This window comes from Pollutimonas subterranea, from assembly GCF_002849655.1.
GTDB classification, from domain to species: Bacteria; Pseudomonadota; Gammaproteobacteria; order Burkholderiales; family Burkholderiaceae_B; genus Pollutimonas; species Pollutimonas subterranea.
Genome location: NZ_PDNW01000003.1, coordinates 117,406 through 137,884, shown reverse-complemented (window position 1 = coordinate 137,884; position 20,479 = coordinate 117,406). Strand labels below are relative to the sequence as shown.

13 protein-coding genes are annotated in these 20,479 nt (G+C 58.4%); 7 read left to right on the top strand and 6 right to left on the bottom strand.

Annotated elements, in window-relative coordinates; genetic code table 11:
• Positions 1-105 precede the first annotated feature (105 nt).
• The 4 genes from CR159_RS04945 (at position 106) to CR159_RS04930 (ending at position 4,267) form a co-directional block, all read left to right on the top strand.
• Positions 106-1,134 (top strand): amino acid ABC transporter substrate-binding protein, encoded by a 1,029-nt coding sequence (locus CR159_RS04945; RefSeq protein WP_102072895.1) that lies wholly within the window; start codon positions 106-108, stop codon positions 1,132-1,134.
• A 62-nt stretch (positions 1,135-1,196) separates the two neighbouring features.
• Positions 1,197-2,381, top strand: coding sequence for an amino acid ABC transporter permease (locus CR159_RS04940; protein WP_102072894.1), 1,185 nt, complete (start codon positions 1,197-1,199; stop codon positions 2,379-2,381).
• Positions 2,382-2,386: 5 nt separating this feature from the next.
• The gene (locus CR159_RS04935; protein ID WP_233208176.1) at positions 2,387-3,502 is read left to right on the top strand and encodes an amino acid ABC transporter permease; all 1,116 of its coding nucleotides are present in this window, start codon (positions 2,387-2,389) and stop codon (positions 3,500-3,502) included.
• A 39-nt stretch (positions 3,503-3,541) separates the two neighbouring features.
• Entirely contained in the window at positions 3,542-4,267 is a 726-nt protein-coding gene (locus tag CR159_RS04930) for a hypothetical protein (RefSeq protein WP_102072893.1), read from the top strand.
• Positions 4,268-4,272: 5 nt separating this feature from the next.
• Here CR159_RS04930 and CR159_RS04925 read toward each other — a convergent pair whose 3' ends face one another.
• Together CR159_RS04925 and CR159_RS04920 are read right to left on the bottom strand one after the other, a co-directional pair.
• The gene (locus CR159_RS04925; RefSeq protein WP_102072892.1) at positions 4,273-4,479 is read right to left on the bottom strand and encodes a dodecin; all 207 of its coding nucleotides are present in this window, start codon (positions 4,477-4,479) and stop codon (positions 4,273-4,275) included.
• Positions 4,480-4,581: 102 nt separating this feature from the next.
• Positions 4,582-5,613 (bottom strand): acyltransferase, encoded by a 1,032-nt coding sequence (locus tag CR159_RS04920; protein ID WP_102072891.1) that lies wholly within the window; start codon positions 5,611-5,613, stop codon positions 4,582-4,584.
• A 132-nt stretch (positions 5,614-5,745) separates the two neighbouring features.
• On the opposite strand from CR159_RS04920, the gene CR159_RS04915 reads away from it, so the two are divergent.
• From CR159_RS04915 to CR159_RS04905, 3 genes are all read left to right on the top strand, one after another.
• Entirely contained in the window at positions 5,746-6,591 is an 846-nt protein-coding gene (locus tag CR159_RS04915) for an aldo/keto reductase (protein ID WP_102072890.1), read from the top strand.
• Between the two features lie 11 nt (positions 6,592-6,602).
• Positions 6,603-6,968 (top strand): DUF2784 domain-containing protein, encoded by a 366-nt coding sequence (locus CR159_RS04910; RefSeq protein ID WP_102072889.1) that lies wholly within the window; start codon positions 6,603-6,605, stop codon positions 6,966-6,968.
• 382 nt (positions 6,969-7,350) lie between these two features.
• Complete coding sequence (locus CR159_RS04905; RefSeq protein WP_102073066.1) at positions 7,351-13,647, top strand: peroxidase family protein; 6,297 nt, start codon at positions 7,351-7,353, stop codon at positions 13,645-13,647.
• 82 nt (positions 13,648-13,729) lie between these two features.
• Here the strand turns inward: CR159_RS04905 and CR159_RS04900 are convergent, their stop codons facing one another.
• The 4 genes from CR159_RS04900 to CR159_RS04885 all read right to left on the bottom strand — a co-directional run bounded on the left by CR159_RS04900 (position 13,730) and on the right by CR159_RS04885 (position 20,478).
• Entirely contained in the window at positions 13,730-15,682 is a 1,953-nt protein-coding gene (locus CR159_RS04900; RefSeq protein WP_199173247.1) for a ligand-gated channel protein, read from the bottom strand.
• 157 nt (positions 15,683-15,839) lie between these two features.
• Entirely contained in the window at positions 15,840-16,784 is a 945-nt protein-coding gene (locus CR159_RS04895) for an aldo/keto reductase (RefSeq protein ID WP_102072887.1), read from the bottom strand.
• On the bottom strand, positions 16,781-17,416 hold the full coding sequence (locus tag CR159_RS04890) for a hypothetical protein (RefSeq protein WP_233208175.1): 636 nt from the start codon (positions 17,414-17,416) through the stop codon (positions 16,781-16,783). Before CR159_RS04890 ends, CR159_RS04895 begins: the two co-directional genes overlap by 4 nt.
• Positions 17,417-17,505: 89 nt before the next feature.
• A complete protein-coding gene (locus CR159_RS04885; RefSeq protein WP_102072886.1) occupies positions 17,506-20,478 on the bottom strand; it encodes a Tn3 family transposase in 2,973 nt (990 codons plus the stop codon).
• Position 20,479 lies beyond the last annotated feature (1 nt).

Here is a 20,479-nt window from a genome sequence, read left to right as displayed (position 1 = left end):
CCTTCATGTGTTGAGTAAGTAGTAGAACCCATTACACATTATGACCGGCCTCACTATAATGCGCGGTTAATTGAATATAGACACGTCATAACAAAAGGAGATCTCGTGCAATTCAACCGTTACTTTCCCGCTGCCGCGCTCGGCGTTGCAATCGCTTCATTCGGCAGCGCCGCTCATGCCGGCAAGACGCTGGACAGCGTGAAAGAAAAAGACCAGCTCGTGTGCGGTGTCAACACCTCTGCGCCAGGTTTTTCCGGCGCCGACAGCAAGGGCCAGTGGCATGGCCTGGACGTGGATCTCTGCCGGGCCGTCGCTGCAGCCGTACTGGGCGATGCCAACAAGGTGAAATATGTGCCTTTGAATCCCCCGCAACGCTTCACCGCGCTGCAGTCCGGCGAAATCGATGTGCTGTCGCGCAACACCACGTGGTCCCTGACGCGCGACGTATCGTTGGGGGTCGTCTTTACCGGCATCAACTATTACGACGGGCAAGGTTTCATGGTGCCCAAGAAATTCAATATTGCCGGCGCCAAACAGCTTAAGGATGCCGAGATCTGCCTGCAGGCCGGCACTACCAGCGAAAAGAACGTGGCCGACTATTTCGCCGCCCACGGCATTCCATATAAATCCGTCGTATTCGATTCTCCCGAAGCAGCCCATACTGCCTTCTTCGGCGGCCGATGCCAGGTCATCTCCACCGACATGTCCGAACTTGCAGGCATCCGCACGCAAAGCACCAAGGCGGATGACTACGCCATCTTGCCGGACGTGATCTCCAAAGAGCCTCTCGGCCCTGCCGTGCGCCGCGGCGACGACGAATGGTTCTCCATCGTCAAGTGGTCGCTCTTCGCAATGCAGAACGCCGAAGAGTTCGGCGTGACGCAGGCCAACGTCGACAAGATCAAGGCAGAAAGCAAAGACCCCAATATCCAGCGTCTGCTGGGCACCAGCGAAGACATGGGCAAGCTGCTCGGCCTGGATAAAGAATGGGCCTACCGTATCGTCAAGCAGGTCGGCAACTACGGCGAAAGCTTCGACCGCAACATGGGCGAGAAGTCACCCTTGAAACTTCCGCGGGGCGTCAACAACCTGTGGAACAATGGCGGCCTGATGTACGCTCCGCCTGTACGCTAAATCGTTTTAGAAGTCGCCCAGAAGGAACAGGCCCTCCTGTTCCTTCTGCGTTTGGAGCCTTAATGCCCCCGAAGAAAACCAGGCTGAAACCGAAATTCTCATTGTCGTGGTCGACGGAAAGTGGACGTGGATTCTACTATCAAGTCATCGCCGTGCTGATCCTGGCCTTGGTCGCCTGGTACTTGTGGTCGAACACCAGTAGAAACCTGACAATGATGCAAATACGCACGGGTTTCGGCTTCCTGTCGCAATCCGCGGGCTTTGATATTGGCGAAAGCCTGTTCGCCTTTGCCCCAAGCGACTCTTATTTGCGTGCGTTTGCCGTCGGCCTGGGCAATACCTTGCGCGTTTCCGTTGCCGGTATCATTCTCGCCACCATCCTGGGCACCCTCGTCGGTATCGGCCGCCTGTCCAAGAATTTCCTGCTGCGCAAGCTATGCGATGGTTATGTCGAGACCATGCGCAACATACCTTTACTCATACAGCTGCTCGCGTGGTACCTGGTGATTACGCAGCTTTTGCCGTCCTCGCACGAGGCGATCCAGCCCCTGCCGCATGTCTACCTGAGCAAAAGCGGCCTGCAACTTCCGGTACCGGTCTGGTCCCTGGGCTGGTACCTGTCTATTGCCGGACTGATCGCCGGACCTGTCTGCGCCTGGCTTTTATATAAAGCGGCACGGCGCAGGCAGAACCTTACTGGTGCGGCGCCACGCGTACTTTATCCGGCCCTGATCATAATCGCCGCCCTGCCTGTGGCGGGCTGGCTGCTCGGTGGAGCGCCGACCGGCTTCGACATACCCGAAGCAACCGTCTTCAGTATCAGCGGCGGTGCCGCCCTAACCCCGGAATTCCTGGCTTTGTTGATGGGACTCACCATTTCGACGGCCAGCTATATTGCTGAAATTGTCCGCGCGGGCATCCAGGCTGTCGCCCACGGGCAGGCCGAGGCTTGCTCGTCGCTGGGCTTGAGCCGCGCACAGGCCCTAAGATTGGTCATACTGCCCCAGGCCATGCGGGTTATAGTCCCGCCCCTTACCAGCCAATACCTGAACCTGACCAAGAACTCGTCGCTGGCCGTTACGGTGGGATACCCGGACATCGTCTCCATTGCCAACACCTCATTGAACCAGAACGGACAAGCGCTTGAGTGCATCTCGGTGATCATGCTGGTTTATCTCACCATCAGCCTGATAATCGCCGCGTTCATGAACTGGTATAACCGGCACATGGCACTGGTAGAACGATAAGGTAAATGATGTCCGCAAATCAATTGCTGGAGCCTGGCGCTCCCCTTGCTGCTCCAGTCCAGGCCGCCACCGCCACCGCCACCCAGTGGCTGCGTGCCAATCTGTTTGCCGGCTGGAAGAACAGCCTCGTAACCCTGGCCATACTAGCGCTGGCTGTCTGGCTGCTGCCCAAGCTTTACCGCTGGGGAATTTCCGACGCCGTCTTTGTGCCCGACTTCCTCGCGTGCCGCAATCTGGATCACCAGGCCGCCTGCTGGGGAGTCATTGCCGAAAAATTCAGACTCATTTTCTTTGGCCGCTATCCCCACGCGGAGCAATGGCGCCCGCTGGTGGGAACCGCCATCATGATGGCCACCCTTGTCGCCAGCTGCTGGCGCATATTCTGGCGAAAATGGCTGGTATTGCTGTGGGTCGTCGTGTTGACGGTATTCCTGCTCATCATGCGCGGCGGTGTATTCGGCCTGTCCTACGTTGAGACCAACCTGTGGGGCGGATTTCCGCTATCGCTGCTGCTGACCGTGGTCGGCCTGTTTCTCGCGTTGCCGCTGGCCGTACTGATCGCCCTGGGTCGCCGCTCGAAGCTGAAGGCGATACGCAGCTTCTGTGTCTTCTATGTAGAGATCGTACGCGGCGTACCGCTCATTACCGTCCTGTTTACCGCCTCGTTCCTGTTTCCGCTTTTCCTTCCTCCGGGAATGAATATCGACGTTTTGCTGCGCGTACAGATAGGCATTATCCTGTTTACCGCTGCCTATCTCGCGGAAACCATCCGGGGAGGCCTGCAGGCGATTCCACGCGGACAGTACGAAGCGGCCGCCGCCATGGGCCTGACCTACTGGCAAACAGTGCGCAAGATCAGCTTGCCGCAAGCCCTGCGCATCGTCGTGGCGCCCTTGGTCAACACATTCATCAGCACCTTCATGGACACCTCGCTCGTCACCATCGTGAGCCTTTATGATCTTACGGGCGCGCTGCGCCTGGCTTTGGGCGATCCCAACTGGAAAGCGTTTTTCGTGGAAGGCTATCTGTTCATCGCGTTCGTGTATTTCGTCTGCTGCTATGGCATGTCGCGGTATAGCCGCTGGGTGGAAAGGCACTTGACGGCGGGAATGCACCGTTGACGGCACGTATTACGGGAGCACCAAGGAGACAGCACGGGCATGAAGAAAGGTAGCGTCGCATGCGCGGTTCTGACAACAATCCTGGCTTTATCGGGCTGCATGAGCGTGGGCGTGCCAAGCGGCGCACCCCAGCCCCGCGACGAAGCGATGTCTTTCGACCAGCTCGGGCAAACCGACTTCAACCGCACGGTCACTATCGCCATGCGCGACAACCTGGACAGCCTGAGCCGTTTGCTGGAAAAGCTCTACCGAAGGAATCCTGGCGAGTGGCGCAAGACAGGTGCGCGAACCATGCAAGAGGCGGTTCAACGTGGCCGCCAAGCCATCCAGACCGGGCAAGCACCAAGCGACCTGGCCGCGCTGCGCGATACCGAGATCTTGTCGGTGGCGCTGGATCCCGCCTACCAGGGCGATCGGGTAGGCACGATCATCTTCGGCCTATCCGACATGATCATACGCGCACACAATGGCAAGATACGCTTTTATGCGACCGATGTGCTGAACGCACAGCATGTTTACAATGCGGCAAGAAACGTCGAAATAGCGGCCTGGCTGCTGGCAACGCGGCGCGATGCCCTCGGTCGCCCTTTGCTCCTTGCTAATGAAATATCGAATGACATCTCAAACCTCAGCTTCGAGCGCGAATTTGGACAACTGGTGGGCCGTCTCGATCTTGTGGCGAACTTGCTGGACGAGAATCTCCGGCGAGTGGGCATCAACTATGTGCAAGGCCTGCTTTTCTTCAACTTCCTGCCTGTACGCTGAGCCTCTTATTCCAGTGTGAAGCCTATCTTCAGGGACACCTGCCAATGTGCGATTTTTCCATCGCTGACATGGCCGCGTGTCTCGGTAACGGTGAACCACTGAATATTGCGTACGGTTTCGTGCGCCTTGGCAATTGCATTGCTGATGGCGTCTTCGATTCCTACGCTGGACGAGCCCGTCAGTTCGAGTTGCTTATAGACATGGTTGGTCATCGCTACACTCCTTGCTTGGAAAAGGGTACGCGTCCCATGTTATGAGCTTTACCGGCGAACTACAAGTGCTGCATCAGCGATCACGACATGCTGGATCGGCCTTCATGTCACATGTATAAATGGCCTGAAGCGCCGCAGTACCATAATCACGCTCAGGGATACGACAAATACCAGGGACGCCGTAAACGGAATAGACCACCAGGACGACTGGCCCGACCTCAAGAGGCCTGTCATGGCTTCGAAGCGGTCCATCACGAAAATATGGATGCAGTAAACGCCAAGCGTGCAGGCCGATATACGGTTCAATGCCGTTGCGTAGGGACGCAGCTTGCTGCCCAGGCCGTACAAGACATTGAAAATGCAAACCGATGCGGCCATGACCAGCGGTGAAAGGTAATCGTAGAACAAGGCATCAGGTGCATTGACATGCCGTGAGTAAACAAAGGTCGCCACCATCGTCAGCACGCTGAACACGACGAAAAGACCCGCACTCGCCCACCAATACTGGGCCTTGGGAAGCTTGTTCTGGTATATCTCGTACACATAGGCGCCCAGGAACAGGTAGCCCATGAGTCCTATGACCGGAGTTGCCGAAGACAACAACAAAAAATCGCTGTCGAGCCCAAAGCCCGCGCCGACAATGGGCCATCCGGAAACAAGCATCCACAGCAACAAGAATATCCGCTTGTCGGACGACTGCGACGAAGCCCAGACACGGCGCAGCAATGGCACAAACAGATAAATACCCAGTATTGCGTACAGATACCATAAGTGGAACACGACCGGACCACTGGCCACCGCCTTGATCCACTGCGGCCAGTCGCCGTAGCCCCTGCCCTGCCAGGTATTCCATGCCATGTAAAACAGGGACCAGAACAGCAACGGCGGCAATACACGGGCAAATCGCTTGGTGAAGAACGCCGGAAGGTCCTCCTGCTTATTCAATAGCAAAACGCCCGAAATCATCAGGAATACCGGTACGCAGCTGCGCGTCAGGGAGTCGTAGAAGTTGGACGCCCACCATTGATCATCGAAAACACTGAAATTAACCGCGGCCACATGCAGGACGATGACCATGAAACATGCCCCGACCCGCGCTGTATCCATACCCGTACTGAAACTGCTTTTTGTCATCCCTCGATCCTGTTCAATGCAAAGCGGCGCTGCGGAAGCATCCCGCAAATGCCGCGTTCAGTAGTAACATGAACCGGCATTTCGATGTGCCAGTGCCTATGTCCGGGTGTTACGAGGAGGTCCACAGCAGCCATGCGTCAACATTTGTTCGGCACCACGGGCCGCCAGGTTTCCGTCATCGGCCAGGGAACCTGGTACATCGACAGTGCGAAGCGCGATGTCGCGGTTTCCGCAATCAGACGCGGTCTCGATCTCGGCATGCACCACATCGACACAGCGGAAATGTACGGATCCGGTGCGGCGGAACGCGTGGTTGGCGAAGCAATCCGAGGGCGTCGCGACGATGCATTCCTGGTATCCAAAGTGTTGCCCCAGAATGCCTCTCGACGCGGCACGCGTACCGCGTGCGAGAATTCTTTAAAGCGTTTGGGCACTGACCATCTCGATTGCTACCTACTGCATTGGCGGGGTTCATACCCGCTCGAAGAGACCTTCGCGGCATTCGAAAGTCTGCAACAGGAAGGCAAGATCCTGTCCTTCGGCGTCAGTAATTTTGATGTCGATGATCTGGACGAGGCGCTGACCCTGCTTGGCCCGGGACGCCTCGCCTGTAATCAAGTGCTGTACCACCTTCGGGAACGTGCCATCGAACATGCCGTCATTCCCTGGTGCGAAGCGCACGGTCTCGCCGTTGTGGCGTACAGCCCCTTGGGACACAATGCATTTCCCGACATCACAACACCGGCCGGCCTGACACTGGATGCGGTCGCCCAGGCCCACGCTGCTACGCCGCAGCAGATCGCCCTGGCCTTCCTGACCCGAGCGTCATCGGTGTTCGCCATACCCAAGGCCATCCAGCCTTTGCATCTTGAGCAGAACGCAGCCGCCGCAGACATCACGCTTTCCAGCGACGAAATCACACGTCTGGAACTGGCATTTCCCCGTGGCGCACGACCGAGATTCCTGCCTGTCATCTGAACTACCAAGCGATGATTTACCAAGTCCTTGCCAATCTGGTTCTGCTGGCGCATGCCGCATTCATCGCCTTCGTGGTTTTCGGAGGCGTGCTGGCATTGCGGTGGCCACGGATGGCCTTCCTGCATTTGCCTGCACTGGCGTGGGGAGCCTTTGTTATTGCGATGGGCTGGATCTGTCCGCTGACACCATTGGAAAATACACTGCGGAACATGGCGGGCAATGAGGGATACAGCGACGGCTTTATCGAACACTACCTGCTGCTGGCAATATACCCGCCGGGTCTCACACGACACGTGCAGGGCTTACTGGCTGCATCGCTTATCGTCGGCAATCTTGCCGTCTACGTACGCTTGTACGAACGCATAATGCGCAAATAGAAAGGTCCGTGACCGGTCAAGCTGCCGGTCGTGTTGCTCCCATCGAAGACTCCCACAGCGCATCGGCTCTTCACGGCCCAAACCGACGGCAGTGAAGGCATTCCCTCTCGACATACGGCTTACAGCCCAGTGGCTATTTAGCGGAGCTGTGCAATTGGCGTAGGCCGCAAACCCGATTATTTACAGAAAGTGTCCCAGGTAGCATTCCGCTGCAGGAATACACACTTTGAAGCGTTCCCTACGTCTTGTTTCATAGCGACTACTGAGGCGCCTGGAAGTGGTTGTCCAAACTCCTATGGCGGAGAGCAATCGTTCTCTGCCGCGGAAATCAATACAACGCGATATTGCCCGGGGGCAGGCTTCGCTGAATAAGGACTTCACGATGAAACTCACACAGCACGATCTCGAATTTATTCTAAAACAAACCAAGATCGCGGAGGCGAATTCCAAAGCGCATTCGGGCGCTAGCGCAAAGTCGTTGACCGACATATGGGTGGATGCAGACGGCAACACAGAAGATGAAGATGGTAATCCGTATGCCGAGGGCTCGGAGGCCGCAACCGCCGCGATCGGCAGTTCACTGCTGCCCTATGGCTTGCGCACGGTTGACGGCAGCTACAACAATTTTATGCTGGACCGTGAACAATATGGCTCCTCGGGCCAGCCGTTCGAACGGATAACCGACCCTCACTGGGTTGAGGGCAGCGGCTCTCTCCCACCGGGCTACCCCGAAAATCACCAGTACGGCAACCCGGGCGACGTGGTGGACGGCGAACCACGTCTTATTTCGAACCTGATCGTGGATCAGACGCCCGACAACCCGGCAGCAATCATCACCGCGCTCCAGCATGCAGGATACAACGGCGATATTTCGGCCGCCGTTGCCGATGTCCAGGCCCAATACGAACAATACAAAGGATGGACTGAACTGGGCTTGGGCGACGATGCCCTAACCATCCTGAAGGGGGTATTCGATTCCGCCTTGCTGAACGAGTACGGCATCGAAATGGACGGACCCACCATCAAGTTGCCCAACGTCGCCCCCGATGATGGTATTTCAGCCTCTTACAACGCCTTCTTCGCCGCATTCGGCCAATTCTTCGACCATGGCCTTGACCTGGTCAGCAAAGGCGGAAACGGAACGGTATACATGCCGCTACAGCCCGACGATCCGCTATACGTCGAAGGCAGCCATACCAATTTCATGGCGATGACGCGCGCCACGGTCGGCGAAGAAGCACGCAATATTACGACACCATGGGTGGATCAGAACCAGACCTATACCTCGAATCCATCGCATCAGGTGTTCCTGCGCGAGTATGCTTTCTCGCTGGATACCGACGGCGACGGCGTGATGGATGCGAACCCGGTTTCCACGGGAAAGCTGCTTGAGGGAAGCCGCGGCCTGGCGACCTGGGCCGATGTGAAAGAACAGGCACGCGAATTCCTGGGCATCTCGCTGACCGACAAGGACGTGGGCAATGTTCCCGTCTTGCTCGTCGATGCCTATGGCGAATTCGTACGTGGTGAAAATGGCTTGCCACAGGTATTGGCCGCCTTCGATCCTGCGGGCAACCCCATCTACGTCGAGGGCAGCCTTGCCTCGCCCATCGATCCTTCGGCTATTGCGCTGCCTGCCGGCACCATCATTGCCGGATCCACAGCGCCGATCACACTTGAGGAAGGTGACACGGTCTCGGCCGCGCGCACCGGCCATGCTTTCCTGGACGACATCGCGCATGTGGCGGCGCCCGTGACCGGCGCAGACGGCGAACTCTTGCAGGATGACGATGCGGTTCCCGGCTACTCCGGCGGGTTTGATGCCCGCCAAAAAAACACAAGCTATGACAACGAACTGCTTGATGCGCATTACATCACCGGCGACGGTCGCGGCAATGAAAACATCGGCCTGTCCACGGTTCACCATATCTTCCACTCCGAACACAATCACATCGCGGACCAGGTCAAGGAGGTCGCTCTGCAATCGGGGGATCGGGCGTTCCTGAACGAATGGCTGACTGGCGGTCTGGGCGAGGCGGAGTTTGACGCGCTATTGGCGCAGGTGCAAGCACCCGGCGCCGACCTCGCTGCGCTTTCTCAGACACTGCAATGGGACGGCGAACGTGTTTTCCAGGCCGCGCGTTTCACTACCGAAATGGAGTACCAGCACCTGGTATTCGAAGAGTTCGCACGCAAGATACAGCCCGATATCGACGCCTTCATGGTCTTTCCTGACGCCGAGCTCAATCCCGTTATATTTGCCGAATTCGCCGACGTTGTATACCGATTTGGGCATTCGATGTTGAACGAAACGGTTCCCCAGACCAATGCCGATGGCAGCAAGAACGACCTCGCGCTGTTCGACGCCTTCTTGAATCCACCGGGCTTCGGATCCGATACCATCGACCACGACACGGCGTCCGGTGCGATCATCCGCGGCATGACGGGCCAGGTGGGCAACGAAATCGACGAGTTCGTCACCAATACACTGCGCAATAAGCTGCTCGGGATACCACTCGATCTGGCGGCAACGAATATCGCTCGCGCTCGCGACACCGGTACACCCACGCTGAACCAGGCGCGGGCGCAGTTCATGGAAATGGCGGGCGGCGATACGCAGCTCAAGCCCTACGAGAGCTGGACCGATTTCGCCCTTAACATGAAGAACCCGGCCTCCATCATCAACTTTATTGCGGCCTATGGGACCCATGACAGCATCACGGGCGAAACGACCGCCGAGGCGAAGCGGGATGCCGCCTTCAAACTCGTCATGGGCGGCAGCGATGCCCCCGCCGACCGCGCAGACTTCTTGAATGGGACAGGCGCGTATGCTGGCGATCCCGAGCTCGGCGGCCTGCAGAATGTGGATCTCTGGGTGGGTGGCCTGGCCGAACAGAAGATGTCGTTTGGCGGCATGCTTGGGTCCACGTTCTCATTCGTGTTCGAAATGCAGCTCGAGAGCCTGCAAGATGCGGACCGGTTTTATTACCTGAGCCGAGCCCAGGGCCTGAACATGCTCACGGAGCTCGAAAGCAATTCCCTGGCCAAGATGGCCCTGCGCAATACGGACCTGGGCGAGACCGGCTTTGCCATGCCTTCCGATATCTTCTCATCGCCGGATCACGCCTTGTACGTGGATCACGCCAAGCAGCTGGCCATGACCGGCGCCGACGATCCGACGCACGATGATCCCATTCTTGCCGCATTCAGCGATATGGTGGAGCGCCGCGACGATGACGGCGATGGTGTGGCCGAGCTATTGCGCTATAACGGCGACGGCCATATCGTCATGATGGGTTCGGACGGAGACGACCACATTATTGCCGGCAAAGGCGACGATACCGTTTGGGGCGGCAAGGGTAACGATCGTATCGAAGGCGGTTATGGCGTGGATTTGCTCCACGGCGGCGAAGGCGACGACATCATTACCAATGCCGGGACTGATATCGGCGAAGTGGACATGATACACGGCGATGAGGGCAACGATGTCATCCACGCCGGCAGTGGCCTGGCCCTGAACTTCGGTGGTGGTGGACAGGATTTCATCATGACGGGGCCTGACGGGTCCGAGGTGCGCGCCGGAACGGGGAACGACTTCATACAGGGCGGCAGCGGCGCCGACACCCTGTTTGGCAACGAGGGTGACGACTGGATCGAGGCAGGCGGAAAGTTCGACTACATTGCTGGCGACAACGGAGATCTGTTCTTCAATTCCACCATCATTGGCCACGATGTCATAAACGGCGGCCCCGGAGAAGCCGACTACGACGCCGACTCCGGCGACGACATCATGTTCGCCTCCGAAGGCATCCAGAAGTTCATCGGGATGTGGGGCCATGACTGGGTCACTCATCAAGGACAGGAAGTCGGTGCCGACGCCGACATGAACGTCGAGATGTTCCCCACCCTCCCCCTCGAGGTGCTGCGAGATCGCTATAGCCAGGTCGAGTCGGTCTCCGGCGGTTCAAGAGACGACGTGATTCGTGGAGACAACAGGACTACCGATGGCGAAGTGGGCGAAGAAGTCGCGGATCCGACACCCGAAGGCAACTTCAAGCACAACGAGCTGGATGAGGAAGGCATTGCCCGCATCAACGGTCTCGGTGAGATCATCACTGAAGACATGTTGAAGGAAAGGGAGTACTGGGCCGACGGTTCGGGCGACCTGAAGAATGTCTTCGTCGGCGGGAACATCCTTCTGGGCGGAGGCGGCAGCGACACCATTGCAGGCCGGGGCGGCAACGATGTAATTGATGGCGATGCCTATCTCAATACGCGCATCAGCGTCGTTGAGAACCGCGACGGCACGGGCGAGGAGATCCATACCGTCGACAGCATGGGCGGAAACGTAACCATGGTTGTGAATGGCCAGGAAGTTACCAAGCCGCTCAGTGCCTGGATGCTGGATGGCCGGATCAACCCGGGCCAGCTCAAGATCGTTCGGGAGATTCTGTATGCCGATGACGGCGAGGACACGGCCGAGTTCTGGGACGCGCGCGACAACTATGAAATCAACTATAAGGGCGATGGCTGGGTGACGGTCGACCATGTCAATTTTGACGACGCGGCCGTCAATGAGGAGACGGGCATGCACCGCTACTCCGACGACATTGATACGTTGCGCAACATCGAAGTCCTGCGCTTCGGCGACACCGAAGTGAATGTCGTGACCGGCACGGAAGGGAACGACACGGGCGCATTGGGAAGACTGGACGGCGGCAATGGCGAAGACGTGATCATTGGTCTGGGCGGCAACGATCTGCTCAGGGGGCTCGGCGGCGATGACATGCTTTTCGGTGGCGCCGGAAACGATGATTTGCGAGGCGGCGGTGGAAACGACCTGCTGAACGGAGGCGCCGGCAACGACATCCTGGACGGCGGCAACGGCAACGATATATTGGTGTGGGAAACGGCCGGTCGCGACAAAATGAATGGTGGCGCTGGCGTCGACACCGCTCAGGTGCTCGGTGAAGAAGCCGTAGCGGAACACTTCATCGTCTATGACCGGGCGTCAGCCATACAGCAGGGCTTTACCGGCCTGGCCGCCGATACCGAAATCGCGATTATCCGCGATAACAGCGTTATTGCGGAACTGAACGATATCGAAGAAATCGTCATCGACGGCCGCGGCGGCAATGACAGCTTCTCGATGCAAGGCAATTTCACCAACACCAGCCTTTCAATGAGTACCGTCACCGTGATCGGCTCCACCGGCAACGACACGATCGATATTTCGGCATTGCAGTCGGCGCACCGGGTCGTCTTCAAATCCAATGGCGGAGACGATACCATCGTCGGCACCCTGCGTTCGCAAGACGTCGTGGAGCTGCACGAAGGCAAGACGATCGACGATTACGTTCTGACCAGGAACGAAGGCGGCACATCGACGATCACCACCGAGGGCCACTCCATTACTTTCCAGACAGCCGGTGGCCTTCCACAATTTGTCTCGCCGGACGTCGGGGGCGGACAGCCTGATGGCGGCAACGATGGCGGGCAAGATCACGGAGGCCCTACCAACCGTTTGCCGGTCGTCCCGAATGCCGTCAATCTTCGAACGGTACCCACAGGCGCCACCCTGGCCATCTTCTCCAGCGACCTGCTTGCGGGCGTGCACGATAGCGACGGCGATTCACTTATGGTCCTCGGCTTGACGGCGTCTTCGGGCAGTCTGGAACGGGTTTCGAGCGATCACTGGGTGTTCACGCCCGATCCAGCCAAGACCGGGGAAGTCACCTTCGACTTTTCGGTGAGCGATGGAAAAGGCGTTGTCGCCCATAGCGCAGTAGCGACGGTGCTTGCTCCACCCGACGAGCCGGAGGCGCCGGTAATACCCGTATATGGAGACACTCACGTCGGTGACGACGGCATGGATGTATTCGACACGGGCGATGGCCAGGACATCCTGTTCGGCATGGGCGGCAACGATGTATTGGACAGCGGAGCGGGCGACGATCTCATCCACGGAGGCAGTGGCAATGACATCATCCTGGGCGGCAGCGGCAATGACATCCTTTTCGGCGAGGACGGAAACGATCATATCCTTGCGGGTGCCGGCGACGATCTGATCTCCGGTGGCCAAGGCAGGGACAACGTCTTCGGCGGTTCGGGAAACGATACCATCGTGGCCGAACTGAACGACGGAGACGATCTCTATTTTGGCGATGCAGGTTCCGACACCCTGGACATGTCGGCGATCAGTTCCGATAGCCTTGTGGTGCTTAGCGCCAACGGCTCCGGGTCGGCAAAGAGCGCGCTCAGCGGTACAGACATGCTTTTCAGCATCGAGAACGTTCGAACAGGGTCGGGTGCCGATATCATCATCGCCAGCGAAGTTGCCAACGTAATGGACGGCGGCGAAGGCGCGGATACGTTCGTCTTCAAGTCCACCATGGCGGCTGATGGCGATCTGATTCTTGGGTTTGAAGCAGGCGACACCCTGGACCTGGGGGCCATCGACGCCAACACCGGCATGGCAGGAAATCAGGCGTTCCGGCTTTTGTCAGCGGGCGATACGTTCAACGGATCGGCGGGCCAGCTGCAAATGCGTTGGGAAACCGACGGCGACGGGCGCGACCTGACCTTGGTCGAGGGCGATATCAATGGAGACGGCACCGCCGATTTCCAGATCAGCCTCATGGGCAGCATCGACCTTTATGAAGCGCAGTTGATCGCATAGGAAGCGAACAAAGGGCCGGGAAACGAAAACGTCTCCCGGCCCTTGTCTACCCCACGACGGCTTCTGTACCCGCCGAACCGAACTAGAACTTCACGTTCATGCCCAGCCAGTAACGGCGGCCATCTTCAACGTAGCCATAATCGTCGTAGGTCACCCGTTTGTCGAGCACGTTATATACCCCCGCATACATGGTCACCTGTTTGTTGACGTTATACGAGCCACCGAAGTCTATCAGCGTCGAGGATGGCGCCATGGTCGTGCTGGCCGATATTCCTTGCGTCGGGTCGCTTTCCTTGCCGCGATACGTAACCTTCAGCCAGCTATCGATTCTTGAGGTCGCCTGCCAGTTCAAACCCACATTGAACATGTGCTTGGGAAGCTGATTGAGCGGCTGACCGGCATACTGGCCGCTCTTTTGCTCGGACTTGGTAAAGGTGTAGCTCGACGTCAGGTCCAGGGTGTCGGTCAATGGCGTCGAAAGCGATGCTTCGACACCACGCGTAATCGCGTCGTCCACGTTGGTGTAGGTGGTTGCCGAGCGCCCAAAGGAATTGGCCGGGCCGCATTCGGGGCATGGCACTCGAGTGATCTTGTCGGTGAACTCGTTATCAAACAGGGTTACCGTGGCAAGCATCCCGTTATCGCCGCTATATAGAAGGCCGATTTCCTTGGTCAGCGTCTTCTCGGGCTTCAGATCAGGATTGCCGTACATATTGCCGCCGCGGCTGGTCGCGCCCCAATCGGGCAGCGTCTGACGCATGGACGGAGCGCGGAACCCCGTCGATACGCCACCCTTCAATGTCCATCGGTCTGTCATGTGCCATACGCCATACAGACGGGGGCTCCAGTGATCGCCCGCCGTCTTGTCGCGATCCATGCGGATGCCGCCTGTCAATGCGAAAGAATCAGTCACCTGCCACTCATCCTCGGCGAAGAAGGCATACTGCCATCGCTCGACATCGGACCGGTCCGACATTGCGTTGGTCGTCGTATCGTTGAGGCTCTCGTTGCTGTAGTAGGCACCGACCGTTGCCATATGGCTGTCAAGAACTGGCATGCTCCAGCTGGTGCTGAGTATCGTGTTCTCGATCGTCATGTCGCGCACTACGTTCTTTGTCTCGTCCCGCAGCACATACGAATCCGATGTACCGAACGACCACCGGCCATTGTGCGTCAAAGAATAATTCTGGCGTTCGAAATCCCGGTCGCTCTCGGGCTCGGCCAGGGGCAAGGTCTTGCCCGGTGTGGAGCGGTAGTTTTGTTCGGAAGCACCCGCTTCAAGGATGATGTCATGGTCACGGGTCGGCGTGAGCGATAGACGTGCTGTCACACCACGATTGGTATGGCGGTTATAGCCCTGCTCGATCTCGTCTTCGCCACGGTGAGAGTAAACGCCGTAAAGGCTCAATCCCAACAAGTCTTCCTTGATGGGACCCGCCAGGTAGAAGTTACCCTGATACAGGTTGCCCGAGCGCGAATGGCTTTGCAGCGTTGAATCCAGGCGTATCGAACCGCCCCACTCCTTGGGCACCTTGCGCGTGATGATATTGATGACTCCGCCCATGGCATCCGATCCATACAGTGAAGACATCGGACCGCGTACGACCTCGATGCGCTCTATGGCCTCAAGCGGCGGCACCCAGCTCTGATCGGTACCCGTGCTGCCGTTGGTCTGTGTTTCCCGCGTACTCATGCGTTTGCCATCAACCAGGATCAGCGTGTAGTTGGCGCCCATTCCACGCAAGCTGATGTCGGACGTATTGTTATCGGACGGGGTCATGATGACGCCGGGCACGTCCCGAAGTGCATCGGTCAGGTCGCGATAGGCGCCTTTCTCAAGTTTTTCGCGCGGAATCACCGAGATCGACGCGGGCGCGTCGATAATATCCTGCTCGAAACCCGATGCAGTCACCACAACGGTATTCAAGGTGCTGACCGAGGCATCGCTTGTTGATTGCGCGTGCAAAGGCGATACGGCGCCGCCCACCCCAAGCGCACACACCGATGCGAACAGCCATGCGCCGCTTTTCTTCATGTCCGGTGGATGCGCCTTGAAAACCCTTACTGATGACATTGCTTTGATTCCCCAAAATATTGCGAACAAGATTTATTATCGTTCGCAATATAACATTACTTTTCGCCGTGATGTTCTAGAGCGACAGGCCGGAACAGCTCAAGTAATGTGGGGGGAATCAGAGCGACTGTATGTATTCCGCCATGCGTTTGCGCATGGCCGCATCCGGCAACTCGCCAAAGGCAGCGCCCATGTTGTCCACCATGTTCTTGGGGCGGCTGGTGGCCGGGGTTGCACACGTGACGGCCGGATGGGAAAGCACAAACTTCAAGAAAAACTGGCCCCACGAACGGATATCCAACTCGCCGGCCCAATCGGGCACGTCGTGTCCTTTGACCAGGCTCCATAATCGCGTGCGGCCGAACGGCGCATACACCAGCACCGCAATGCCGCGGTCTGCCGCCAGCGGCAATATGCGTTCTTCCATGACGCGGTTATCGATTGCGTAATCAACACCGATAAAATCGAGCGGCTCATTACGCATTACCTTTTCGAGGTATTCGTACTGTCGTGGAAACGTCGTGGTGACGCCCATATAGCGAATGCGCTTTTCGTCGCGCAACGCTTTCAATAGCGGCAGCTGGGTGGGTAAATCACCAAGATTATGCACCTGGATCAGGTCGATGACCGGTTTGTCGATAGCCTTGAACGACGCTTCGATCTGGGCCTTGGCGCGGGCAACATCCGCTGCCCCTCCCCCGTATCCGGCGACATTGAGCTTGGTCGCCCAGAATACCTTGTCGCGGATGCCGAGGTCGCTGACGATTTTTCCCGCCACAGCTTCCGACGCACCGTAACTGGGTGCCGTATCGAAAACCGAGCCGCCACGATCAACCATCGCGGTAAACACCTGCTTCAACGCTTGAACGTCATCACTCCCCGCGACGCTGGAAAAAGTTGCCGAGCTGCCCAGGCCCACAACGGGCAGCGGCTCCCCGGACGAAGGGATAGGACGGGTGATCAAGGCAGTGGATTTTTCATTTGCCCAAAGCCGGCTTGGCGCAAGCACGGAGCCTGCGCCAACCGCCACACACAGTCTCAAATAGTCGCGACGAGAAATCATGTCGGAGATCCTTTGTTAATCGTTTGAGGGGAAGGCGCAGCTGTATTGGTGTGCCGGGACCTGTCGGAAGCGGCGATCCTTTGCTGGGTGCGACCCAACCAGAGCGCGAGCGCTGCCCAAACGATCGCCATGGGCACTGCAACGCTGGCCACAGCAGCCAGTCCCATGCCCAGGCGACCCAGAGCGCCTTCGAGTTGAGCGCCCGCCACGTCGCCCGCCCGATAGACAAAGGTGTCAATGAACGCTTTGGCCTTGTACTTTTCCTCTGCGCTCACTACGGTGAACAGGGTCTCCCTGGCTGGCCGCATGATCCCACGCTGAACCGCCCTGAACGCCGACTCGAATACGATCAGCGCTGCCAACGAACCTGCCAACGCAAGCCCGACAAAACCCAGCAGCGCCGTGACTGGAAGCAAGGCCAGGGTGATAGGCACACCCAGCCGCTTCATCAAATGACCTGATACAAGGACCTGGATCACCAGCGTGGCAATTTGCGTGATCAGATCGATTTGGGCGAAGAGCGTGGTGCGTGCGTCGATCTCATCGCCCAAGGCAGCCACCATCTGCAATCGCGTAAAGTAAAGAAAGGTGGCCATTATCGCCAGGATCACAACGTAGGCGGCAATGCCCATCAAATACCTTGACTGGCATACGGCTTTGACGCCGTCCCACGCAGCACCGCCAATAAGGGGTCGTCTCAGAAAACGGAAAATAAAGCACGCTAAGCCGGTGGCAGCGGTCGCAATGGCCTGAACTTCCCCGCACCGACCTTGGCACTGCTGCGCCATAGGTAATCGCCGGTCAGGTTGATATGCTCCCACCCCAGCGGTGACAGATATTGCAGCAACGTGTCGTCCAGCGCCTTGCCGTGGGCACGCAAAGCACTGGTGGCACGCTCCAGATAGACCGTGTTCCACAACACGATGGCCGCCGTCACCAGATTGAGGCCGCTGGCCCGGTAGCGCTGCTGCTCAAAACTGCGGTCGCGGATTTCACCCAATCGGTAGAAGAAGACCGCCCTGGCCAGCGCGTTGCGCGCCTCGCCCTTATTCAGCCCCGCATGGACGCGGCGGCGCAGCTCCACGCTTTGCAGCCAATCCAGAATGAACAGCGTGCGCTCGATGCGCCCCAGCTCGCGCAGGGCGACGGCCAAGCCGTTTTGGCGCGGATAGCTGCCGAGCTTGCGCAGCATCAGCGAGGCCGTCACCGTGCCCTGCTTGATCGAAGTGGCCAGCCGTAGGATTTCATCCCAATGAGCGCGAATAGCCTTGATGTTCAGCCTGTCGCTGCTAATCATCGGCTTGAGTGCATCGTAGGCAGTATCGCCCTTGGGAATGAACAGCTTGGTGTCGCCCAGGTCGCGGATGCGCGGCGCGAACCGGAATCCCAGAAAGTGCATCAGGCCGAACACATGATCGGTGAAGCCCGCCGTGTCGGTGTAGTGTTCCTCGATACGCAAGTCAGACTCGTGGTACAGCAGGCCATCGAGCACATAGGTCGAGTCGCGCAAGCCGACGTTGACCACCTTGGCGCTGAAGGGCGCGTATTGGTCGGAGATATGGGTATAGAACGTCCGCCCAGGGCTACTTCCATACTTCGGATTGATATGCCCGGTGCTCTCTGCCTTGCTGCCGGTTCGGAAGTTCTGGCCGTCCGACGATGACGTGGTGCCGTCGCCCCAGTTTCCGGCGAAGGGTTGTCGAAACTGTGCGTTCACCAGCTCGGCCAGCGCCGTCGAATAGGTTTCGTCGCGAACGTGCCAGGCTTGCAGCCAAGACAGCTTGGCGTAGGTGGTGCCAGGGCAGGATTCGGCCATCTTGGTGAGCCCAAGATTGATACCATCAGCCAGAATCGTCGTCATCAGCAAGGTTTTGTCCTTGGCCGTGTCGCCGGTCTTCAGGTGTGTGAAGTGGCGCGTGAAGCCCGTCCATTCATCGACCTCCATCAGCAACTCGGTGATCTTGAGGTGCGGCAGCAACATCGCCGACTGGTCAATCAAGGCTTGCGCGGCGTCTGGCACCGCTGCGTCCAGCGGCGTGATCTTCAGGCCCGATGCAGTGGTGATGATGGCGTCCGGTAAGTCGTTGGTCGCCGCCATGCGGTTGACTGTGGCGAGTTGCGCCTCCAATAATTCCAGTCGGTCATGCAGATATTGGTCGCAGTCGGTGGCCACGGCCAGTGGCAATTCGCTGGCCAGCTTCAGGGTGGCGAACTTCTCGATCGGCACCAGGTATTCGTCGAAGTCCTTGAACTGGCGCGAACCCTGCACCCAAACATCACCAGAGCGCAGTGCGTTCTTCAGCTCCGACAGGGCGCATAACTCGTAGTAACGCCGGTCAATACCCTCGTCGGTCAGAACCAGCTTTGCCCAGCGCGGCTTGATGAATGCGGTTGGCGCATCGGCGGGCACCTTGCGCGCGCTGTCGCTGTTCATGCCGCGCAGCACGTCGATGGCATCGAGCACACCCTTGGCGGTGGGCGCGGCGCGCAGTTTGAGCACGTCCAGGAACTGCGGCGCATAGCGGCGCAGCGTGGCGTAACTCTCGCCGATATGGTGCAGGAAATCAAAATCGGCAGGCCGCGCCAGCGTTTGCGCCTCGGTGACGCTGGCGGCGAAGGTGTCCCACGGCATGACCGCTTCGATGGCGGCGAACGGATCGCCGCCGCTTTGTTTGGCTTCAATCAGCGCCTGACCGATGCGCCCATACATCCGCACCTTGTCGTTGATCGCCTTGCCGGAAGCCTGGAACTGCTGTTGATGCTTGTTCTTGGCCGCATTGAACAGCTTGCCGATGATGCGGTCGTGAAGGTCGATGATTTCATCAGTGACGGTGGCCATGCCCTCGATGGCCAGTGCTACCAAGGTGGCGTAACGCCGCTGCGACTCGAACTTGGCCAGGTCGGCGGGCGTCATCTGGCCGCCCTCGCGGGCGATCTTGAGCAAGCGGTTTTGGTGTACCTGCCGTTCGATGCCAGCAGGTAGGTCAAGCGCCTGCCAGGCTTTGAGGCGTTCGATGTGTTCAAGCATGTGGCGCGAGTTCGGCTTGGCGGGCGATTGGCGCAGCCACGCTAGCCACGTCATTTTGCTACCATCCTTGCGCTTGAGCAGTTCGTCCAGGCGGTGGCGATGGACAGGTATCAAGGAATCGGCCAATGCCGCATGGATGCTCCGGTTGGCACGGGTAATGGCCTCGGCGCTTGCGCGCTCGATGGCATTCATGGCGGGTAGGATGATGCTCTGCCGCCGCAGGTTTTCAACAAGGGTGCTGGCCAGCACAATGCCTTTGTCTGTTTGCAAGGCCAGTTCGGTCAATGTATGCACGGCTTGCCGGTAGTGACTCATGGTGAAGGGCTTGAATCCAAACACCGTTTGCAGCTCGACCAAGTGCTCCCGCCGTGTCTGCTCGCGCTGGCCGTAATCGTTCCAGCTTTCCACCGGCACCTTGAGTTGTGCGGCCACCATGCGCAGCAGGGGCGGAAATGGAGGTTCATCGACGCCCAAGAAGATGCCAGGGAATCGCAAGTAGCAAAGCTGCACGGCGAAGCCCAATCGATTCGCGGCGCCGCGACGCTGACGGATCACCGACAGGTCGGTTTCGTTGAACGTGTAGTGCCGTATCAGTTCGTCTTTGACATCTGGCAGTGCCAGCAGACTTTCGCGCTCGGTGGCGGACAGGATTGAGCGGCGTGGCATG